At 67.5% G+C, this 8,333-nt stretch carries 7 protein-coding genes; all 7 read right to left on the reverse strand.

Going from position 1 to position 8,333, the window contains the following annotated elements; translation table 11 throughout:
• Positions 1 to 339 precede the first annotated feature (339 nt).
• Positions 340 to 2,433: a diguanylate cyclase domain-containing protein gene (locus tag LJE61_RS14380; protein WP_296918749.1), complete on the reverse strand. Its 2,094-nt coding sequence runs from the start codon at positions 2,431 to 2,433 to the stop codon at positions 340 to 342.
• Positions 2,434 to 2,500: 67 nt separating this feature from the next.
• Positions 2,501 to 3,061 (reverse strand): PDZ domain-containing protein, encoded by a 561-nt coding sequence (locus tag LJE61_RS14385; protein WP_296918751.1) that lies wholly within the window; start codon positions 3,059 to 3,061, stop codon positions 2,501 to 2,503.
• A gap of 138 nt (positions 3,062 to 3,199) precedes the next feature.
• On the reverse strand, positions 3,200 to 3,469 hold the full coding sequence (locus tag LJE61_RS14390) for an acyl carrier protein (RefSeq protein WP_296910208.1): 270 nt from the start codon (positions 3,467 to 3,469) through the stop codon (positions 3,200 to 3,202).
• Entirely contained in the window at positions 3,466 to 4,692 is a 1,227-nt protein-coding gene (locus LJE61_RS14395) for a dihydrolipoamide acetyltransferase family protein (RefSeq protein ID WP_296918753.1), read from the reverse strand. The genes LJE61_RS14390 and LJE61_RS14395 overlap by 4 nt, the downstream gene beginning before the upstream one ends.
• Entirely contained in the window at positions 4,689 to 5,678 is a 990-nt protein-coding gene (locus LJE61_RS14400) for an alpha-ketoacid dehydrogenase subunit beta (RefSeq protein ID WP_296912662.1), read from the reverse strand. The genes LJE61_RS14395 and LJE61_RS14400 overlap by 4 nt, the downstream gene beginning before the upstream one ends.
• Positions 5,675 to 6,661, reverse strand: a complete 987-nt coding sequence (gene pdhA, locus LJE61_RS14405; RefSeq protein ID WP_296912660.1) for a pyruvate dehydrogenase (acetyl-transferring) E1 component subunit alpha — start codon at positions 6,659 to 6,661, stop codon at positions 5,675 to 5,677. Before pdhA ends, LJE61_RS14400 begins: the two co-directional genes overlap by 4 nt.
• A partial coding sequence (acsA, locus tag LJE61_RS14410; RefSeq protein ID WP_296918755.1) for an acetate--CoA ligase occupies positions 6,661 to 8,333 on the reverse strand: 1,673 nt, incomplete at its 5' end. The genes acsA and pdhA, both read right to left, overlap by 1 nt.

Below are 8,333 nucleotides of genomic sequence, written 5' to 3' on the forward strand. Positions count from 1 at the left end.
CGGTCGGATTTCCTCCTCCACGGCCAGCGACCGCACTGCGGGTAAACCGGTCAGCCACAGCCTAACAGCGAGCAACCGGACCTGGCCGGTTGGTGCCGTTGGGGACGCCCAAAGCGACCCAAGACCGCCTGGCCCACAGGCACCTGCAACACCGGGGGACGAATCCGGTAGGGTCGGCGCGGATTATTCTGAAAAATTTCAGTGCGATAATGTGAGTGACAACACCATTGCCGCCGTGTCCGACCGAGGCAACAGACCATCGCTGAGAATCATCGCGCGGGCGCACTCAGGTGCTTCGGGCTCGCCGTCAATACCAACGATCGGATGCTTCGCTCCAGCTCAGGTCTCGGCGAAGGCAAAGCCGTTCTTACCCCCCACCTTGGCGCGATACATGGCCTGATCGGCATGCCGCGTCAGCGCGAAAGCATCGGTGCCATGCACCGGGTAGAGGGCGATCCCGATGCTGATCGACGCGAGGATTGCCCGGCCTTCGAGCGAACACGGCTCGCTGACCGCGCGCAGGACCTGCTCCGCTACGGTCGCGGCGTCCTCAGGCCGGCGGACGTCGCGCACCAAGATGAGAAACTCGTCGCCGCCGATCCTGGCGGCGGTATCCGTGTCACCGATGGCCCTGCGGATACGGTCGGCCACTTGCTTGAGCAGGAGGTCGCCCACCGCATGTCCGAGGCCATCGTTGACCGGCTTCAGATTGTCGAGATCCGCAAACAGCAGGGCAAAGCGGGACTGGTCGCGCCGGGCCGCCTCCAGCGTGGCCTCAAACAGGTGGTCGAACAGCGCCCGGTTGGGCAGGCCCGTCAGGGCATCGTGTTGAGCCATGTGCCGAATGCGCGCCTCGGCGTCTTTGCGCTCGGAGATGTCGCGATAGACGCTCACCACCAGTGATTGCTCGCCGGCAGAATAATGGCCCGCACTGCGCACCTCGACCGGAATCAGGCGACCGTCGAGGCTCGATAGGACAAGCTCGGTCATGACCACGCCAGCGACCTTGCCGGAGACCTCCAGGTGCCGCTGCACCGCGCCGCACGACTCAGGCGGATGCAGCGCGCTGACCAGCAGCGAGCGCAGTTCAGCGACAGATCGGCCGGTCAGGGTCTCCGCCTCCCGGTTCGCATCCACGATCAGGCCATTTCCGGCATCGACGACGATGACGGCATCGGCCAGGGATTCGAATAGCGCCCGGTAGCGGTTCTCGCTCTCCCACAAGCTCCGGTGCATCCGGCTGTAGCCAAGTGCGATGCCGATCAGATCGCCGATCGTGGCGCCGAACTGGATGACGTCGTCCGCCCAGTCGCGTCGGTCGCGCACGGCGTCGAAGCCGACGAAGCCGAACACGCCATCCCGATCCCCGATGGGGAAGGCGCAAACAGACAGGATGTCCTGTGACTCCAGGACCGTTCGCTCTGCAGCGGCCTCGTCGGGCAGGTCGGCGATGTTCCGCACCAGGACCCGTCCCTCGCCTCTGAGCTGGCCCCACCACCAAGGTGCCGCCTCGACCAGATGATCCTGCAGGTACTCGCGCTGCGGCTCGATCCCCGCGGCGCACCATTCATGCGTATTGCTGAAGTATTTACCTTCCCCATGCGTGACAAACACGTAGGAGCGATCGGCGTCGAAATATTCGCCGCTGCGCCGCAGGATTCGATCGATCGCGGCATCGAAATCACTCGTCGTGGCCGCCATGAAATCCGACGCCAGCTCATTGATGAGCCGCTGCATGTCGTGCTGCTGGCGCAGCGCGATCACAGTGGCCCTGCTGGCCTGCAGGGCCTCCTCGGTCCGCACGCGCACCGTCCTCTCGCGCATCAGGCCAAGCGCCCGCGCGAATAGCATCTCGTTCAGCGACGACAAGGTTTCGATCGGCACCGCCGTCATGCCGACCGTCTCCTCGTCGGCGCGATGGGCCGCCTCCCGCAGTGAGGCGCCCGCGCGCACCGCAAGGGCCATGCACGCCAGACGTTTGTCGTCGTCGAGGATGTGATGCGCGAGCCGGCGCGTCAGAAAGCGGAGCGTGCGCTCGGCGACCTCATCGGGCGATCCCGCCGCTGTTTCGGCGCGCTGTCGCAAGAGCGCGTCGAGGAAATCAGCATGGGTTCGGCGATGCGCCGCGACACCTTCATGGCCGCCGAGCCAGACGTCCCAGACGGCCTCCTCGATGCTGAAGTGATGCTCCACACAGCCGAGCAACGCGGTCATGAGGTCGTTCGGCGACGACTCATCGCGTCCTTGTAAGAACAGCGCTGCAAGTTGATTGACCCGCGCGACCAGTTGCCGGTGTTGCTGATCGATCACGTCCAACCCGGTCTCGAAGTGGGCGTTCCACGGAATCAGCTCAACAGCCAGATGCAGTGCGTCCATGGTCGCCCCAGGGTGGCCCACGCCTCGACGGATCGCGCGATTGTTGTACGTCGGCATGAACATTGACCCCGCCGCGCGACGGGAGCTCAAGGCGTCGGACGGACTGTCCAGGAGCCCAGGCTTCTCATCGCCGTTGTTCAGCCGTCATGATGACGCTCAGCGCATCCTTGCCCCGGCGGATACCAAACACCATCTGCTCACCGATTTCAATGTCATTTTTCAAAGCGACCAGCATCATGGAATTGCGTACCGTGAGTCCGTTGAAAGACTCGATGATGTCGCCGACCCTGAGTCCCGCCTGCCTGGCCGGGCCGTCCGCATAAATCCGGCTGATCACGACTTCCGACGAACCTGGCGGATCGGCATAGAGGTGGTCCGTGACATCATCCACGCTCACACCCAACCATGGGGATGAGCGGTGTCCGGAATCGTCCGCGCGTCGCTCACAGGCGAAGAGGAAGCTCTTCCTGATGCAATGTTCATCGATACATCGATTGCTGATTGGAACGGCGGCCCGTCCGTGGAATGCACAGCCGCGGTCGGCTTCTGCCCTGACTTGCGCCCGGTTGGGATAGGTTGCCTGTATGACAACCTTGTCTTCCTCGAGCTCGCTGATGACTGCCGAGCTGCTGCACCCACCAAGAATCACGCCGGCAATCAACCAAAGAAAGACCTGCTTCATCATCTGCCCTGTTGGATCGTCCTGAGGCGACTGAAAACGGCGGCACATCCAGGCGCCGCTGGAAGCGTCGACGTCTTCAGCGCTTCCCCAATGAGTCGAGCCGGGTCGCGGCGACACCGGCAGTCCGCAGAAACGCGGTCCTCATGGCGGACCCGGCGTCTGGCTGATGCCGAGTCGTCCGGCCAGATAGGCGGCCGTGGCATCGAGACTGCGGAGCTTGGGGTAATCCAGCTCGGGAATGTCGACCCCCAGCCGCCGGTGGAGCGCGGCGACCCAGTTGACCAAGTCCATCGAGTCCATGTCAAAGGTCTCGCGCAGGTCCGCGTCGACCGGGATGGTCTCCTCGGCGAGGTCCGGGGCGACGTTGATGAGCTCCTCCAGAGCGGCGGCTCTGATCTCATTGTGGGTCATAGGGTGTCGGGCTCCTGCAGCCGTTGGCCCACCTGGGCCAGGAAGAGTGCGCCGCGGTGCCCGTCGCTGTGACGGTGATCCGCGGCGAGGGTGGCGGTGACCAGGGTGCGCGGGACCACCTGGCCGTCCACGACCCAGGGCCTGGGGCTTGGCGTGCCGAATCCGACGATGGCCACCTGGGGCGGGTAGATGACGCCATAGAGCCGATCCACGCCGCGCTCGCCCAGGCTCGAGACCGTGACGGTGGGATCGGCGAGCTCCGAGCTGCGCAGGGTGCCCGCCCGGACGCGCGCAACGAGGTCGCGCAGGCGGTCCATCAGGACATCCAGCTCCAGACGGTCGGCGTCATGGATCGCCGGGGCCACCAGACCGCCGCCGCGGATCGCCGTGGCGCTGCCGACATGGATGCCGGTGGCAGGCTCGAAGCGCCCCTCGCGGTCGAATCCGTTGAGCTGCGGGTAGTTGCGCAGCGTCACGGCGACCGCCTTGATCAAGAGCACACCCAGCAGGATGCGCCGCTCCGGCGGCCGCACGGCGTTATGCCCAGCGACCCAGTCGGTAGCCCGGGTGAGGTCGATGGTGTGGCTCAGGTAGTAGTGAGGAATCTCGCGCTTGGAGCGGCTCATGGCGGCGGCGATCGCCCCGCGCATGGCGTCCAGGTTCGGACCGCGGCGAGGTGCCGGTCGCTCGGCGGGTGGACGCACCGGGGCTGCCCTCCCGCCCGCCGAGACGACATCTCGCAGGACGATGGCCCCATCCGGGCCGCTGCCTGCCAGGTCGGCCAGTGCCAGGCCGAGCTGCTGCGCCTGCCGACGTGCGGCAGGTGAGGCGCGGAGGCGCCGGGGCACGGTGATCGAACGCGCGCCCGCCGGCTCGGGCGGGGACGTTGCGCCCGGCAGGGTCCGGACCGCCGCGGTCCTCGTGGGCGCGCGCCGCTCCGCCGGCGGCTCGCCGCCTGGCGCCGCGGCGGCCGCGCGTTGGACGTCCACGAGCTCAACCTCAGCCATCGGAGTGCCCACCGGCACCCGCTGCCCCGTCTCGACCAACGGCCGGCCCATGACACCGTCATGGAAGACCTCGACCTCGATGGCCCCCTTCTGCGTCTCCACGACGGCGATGACGTCGCCCTTGGCGAAGCGCTCGCCGGGCTGTTTGACCCATTCGATCAGGGTTCCGGCCTCCATGTCGGCGCCCAGGGAGGGCATGCGGTAGACCGCGCTCATCGGCCCGTCACCGCCTTCGCCGCCGCGACGATGCCCTCGACCTGCGGCAGGGCGGCGTCCTCGAGGTGCTTGGGATAGGGGATCGGCACCTCGGCGCTGCAGACCCGGCCGACCGGGGCGTCGAGCTCCCAGAAGGCCTGCTCCATGATCCGCGCACTGATCTCCGCCGCGAGACTGCCGGAGCGCCAGCCCTCGTCGACGATCAGGGCGCGGTGCGTCCGCGCCACCGAGGCCATGATGGTGGCATCGTCCAGGGGGCGGAGGCTGCGCAGGTCGATGACCTCGGCGGCGATGCCCTCACCCGCCAAGGCCTCGGCGGCCTCCAGTGTCTTGTAGAGCGATCCGCCGTAGGTGATCAGGGTCAGGTCGCCGCCCGCGCGGCGCACCGCCGCACCTTCGATGGAGACAGGACCGGCATCGGAAGCGAGCTGAGCTGTCCGGTTGTAGAGCATCACGTGCTCGAAGATCACGACCGGATCAGGATCCTCCAAGGCGGTCCAGAGCATGCCGCGGGCGTCCTCCAGGGTGGCGGGCGCAACCACCTTGATCCCCGGGATATGGGCATACCAGGCCTCCAGGCTATGGGAGTGCTGGGCGGCGAGCTGGCGGCCGGCGCCGCAGGCCATGCGGATCACCACCGGCACGTTGAGCTGCCCCCCGGACATATGGCGGATGGTGGCGGCGTTGTTGACGATCTGATCGAGGGCCAGCAGGCTGAAATTGACCGTCATGATCTCGACGATGGGTCTCATGCCGCCCATGGCGGCACCGATGCCGGCGCCGGTGAAGCCAGACTCCGAGAGCGGCGTGTCGCGGATGCGCTCAGGGCCGAATTCGTCGTAGAGACCCTTGGTCACCGCATAACAGCCGCCGTAGCGGCCCACGTCCTCGCCCATCAGGAAGACCCGCGGATCGCGCCGGAGGGCGTCGCGGATCGCCTCCCGCACGGCCTCACGATAGCTGGTCTCACGCGTCTCAGCGCTCATGCCAGCCGCTCCGTGTAGACGTCCCGCGTCAGGTCCTCGACCGGCTCCCAGGTCCCTTGCTCGGCAAAGGCCACGGCGGTCGCGAGCTCCGCCTCGATCTCGGCCTCGATCCGGGCGCGCCCGGCCGGATCCAGCATGCCGGTCTCCTCCAGCCAGTGCCCGAAGCGCAGCACCGGGCCCTTCTCCCTCCAGGCCTCCACCTCGGCCTTGTCGCGGTAGAGCTGGGCGTCGAACATCGAATGGGCGCGGAAACGGTAGGTCTGGCATTCGAGGAAGCGCGGACCTCCCCCGGCACGGATGGCGGCCACGCCGCGGCGCGCGGCGACCTCGATTGCAAGGACGTCCATCCCGTTTACCGCCTCAGCCTCGACCTTGTAGCTCTGCGCCTTGCGGAAGATGTGTGTCTCGGACTCGGAGCGCTCCAATGCCGTCCCCATGGCGTAGAGGTTGTTCTCGCACACGAACAGCACCGGCAGCTGCCAGAGAGCGGCCAGATTGAGGCTCTCGTGGAACTCCCCCTCGGCGGCGGCGCCCTCGCCGAAGAAACAGGCGGTGACCTGCTGGCGTCCCCGCATCTTGTCCGCGAGGGCCAGACCGACCGCCAGCGGCAGCGAGCCGCCGACGATGGCATTGCCCCCGTAGAAGCGGCTGGCGGCGTCGAAGAGGTGCATGGACCCGCCGCGTCCCCGGCTGCAGCCCTCCTGCCTGCCGTACATCTCCGCCATCATCCTCGTCATCGGCATCCCGCGGGCCAACGCGTGACCGTGCTCACGATAGGTGGCGACCACGGCGTCTTCCGGCGTCAGGCACTGCATGACGCCAACGGCGATCGCCTCCTCGCCGATATAGAGATGGAGGAAACCGCGGATCTTTTCCTCCGTGTAGAGCTCGGCGCAACGCTCCTCGAACCTGCGGATGCGCAGCATCTCGCGCAGCAGGTGCAGCGCATGCTCCCGGTTGAGGTGCAGCTTGGTATCGGTCATCAGGCGTCACTCTCCAGGGTTGAGACATCGCCCTCGGGGAGCCCGAGCTCGCGCGCCCGGAGCAGCCGGCGCATGATCTTGCCGCTGCGCGTCTTGGGCAGGTTTGCCCGGAAGTCGATCTCGCGCGGTGCGACGGCCGGACCCAGACGCTTGCGGGCATGTGCCAGCAACGACTTGCGCAGGTTCTCATCCCATGCGAAGCCGGGTTTGAGCGCCACCAGTGCCTTCACGATCTCACCGGCGGTGGGCTCCGGGATGCCGATGGCGGCGGCCTCAGCGACTGCCGGGTGCTCCATGAGCGCGCTCTCCACCTCGAAGGGCCCGATCAGATGGCCGGCGGACTTGATCACGTCATCGGCACGGCCGACGAACCAGAAGTAACCGTCGGCATCCCGCTGGGCCAGGTCGCCGGTCAGGTACCAGCCGCCGGCGAAGCATCTGGCGTAGCGCTCGGGCTCGTTGAGATAGCCGCGGAACATGGAGGGCCAGCCTGGCCTCAGCGCCAGCTCGCCGACGGTGTCTGCCGCATCGACGACCTGGACCGAGCCGCCCTCGGGATCGCGCCGCACGATCGCGGCATCGACACCCGGCAGGGGTCGGCCCATGGAGCCCGGCTTGATGGGCATGGTGCGGTAGTTGGCGATCATGATCCCCCCGGTCTCGGTCTGCCACCAGTTGTCGTGGAAGGGCAGGCCGAGGACATCCCGGCCCCAGATCACCCCCTCGGGGTTCAGCGGCTCGCCCACGCTGGCGAGGAAGCGCAGACGCGAAAGGTCATAGTGTGGGGCGATGTCCGCGCCGACCTTCATCAGCATCCGGATGGCGGTGGGCGCGGTGTACCAGACGGTCACCCGCTGATCCTGCAGGATGCCGAACCAGCGGCCCGGGTCCAGATCGGCCTCGTCCACGATCATCGTGGCCCCGATGGCGAGTGGTGCGAGGATGCCGTAGCTGGTCCCCGTGACCCAGCCCGGGTCCGCCGTGCACCAGTAGACGTCGCCCGGATGCAGGTCCAGCGCATAGGACCCGGTGAGGTAGTGCACGAGCACCGCCTCGTGCACGTGGATGGCACCCTTGGGCCTGCCGGTGGTGCCGCTGGTGAAGTGCAGCAGGGCCATGTCCTCCGGCCGGGTGGCCGCCAGACCGCCGGTGTCGGGGCAGGTTTCCATCGCCTCGGCGAGTGACAGGGTTCCTTCAGGGAGATCCTCTCCGCGGCGGTCGGTCAGGAGCACGTGACGCAGACCCGGCAGCTCATGGCGCCAGGGGGCGACCTTGCGACGGTAGTAGGCGTCGGTGGTGACCAGAACCCGGGCATCCCCGATCTCCATGCGCGCTTTCACCGGCTCCGGGCCGAAGGCCGAGAAGAGGGGCGAGAACACCCGCCCGCCTTTCAAGGTGCCGAGCGCCGTGATGTAGAGATCCGGTACGCGGCCGAGCAGGCTGAACACCCGCTCCCCGCAGCCGACGCCGAGACGCTCGAGCAGATGGGCAAAGCGGCTGGTCAGGGCGGCCAGCTCCCGGTAGCTGAAGTCCCGTACGCCCTGCGCCCCGGCATCGGGGTCGCGCGCCAGCCAGCGCAGCGCGACCTTGTCGGCGAGCCCGTCGTCGAGATGCCGGTCCACCGCCTCGAACGCCATGTTCAGTCCGCCCCCGGGCAGTCCCCGAAGGACGG

This window comes from Thiocapsa sp. (genome assembly GCF_022340925.1).
Classification (GTDB): domain Bacteria; phylum Pseudomonadota; class Gammaproteobacteria; order Chromatiales; family Chromatiaceae; genus Thiocapsa.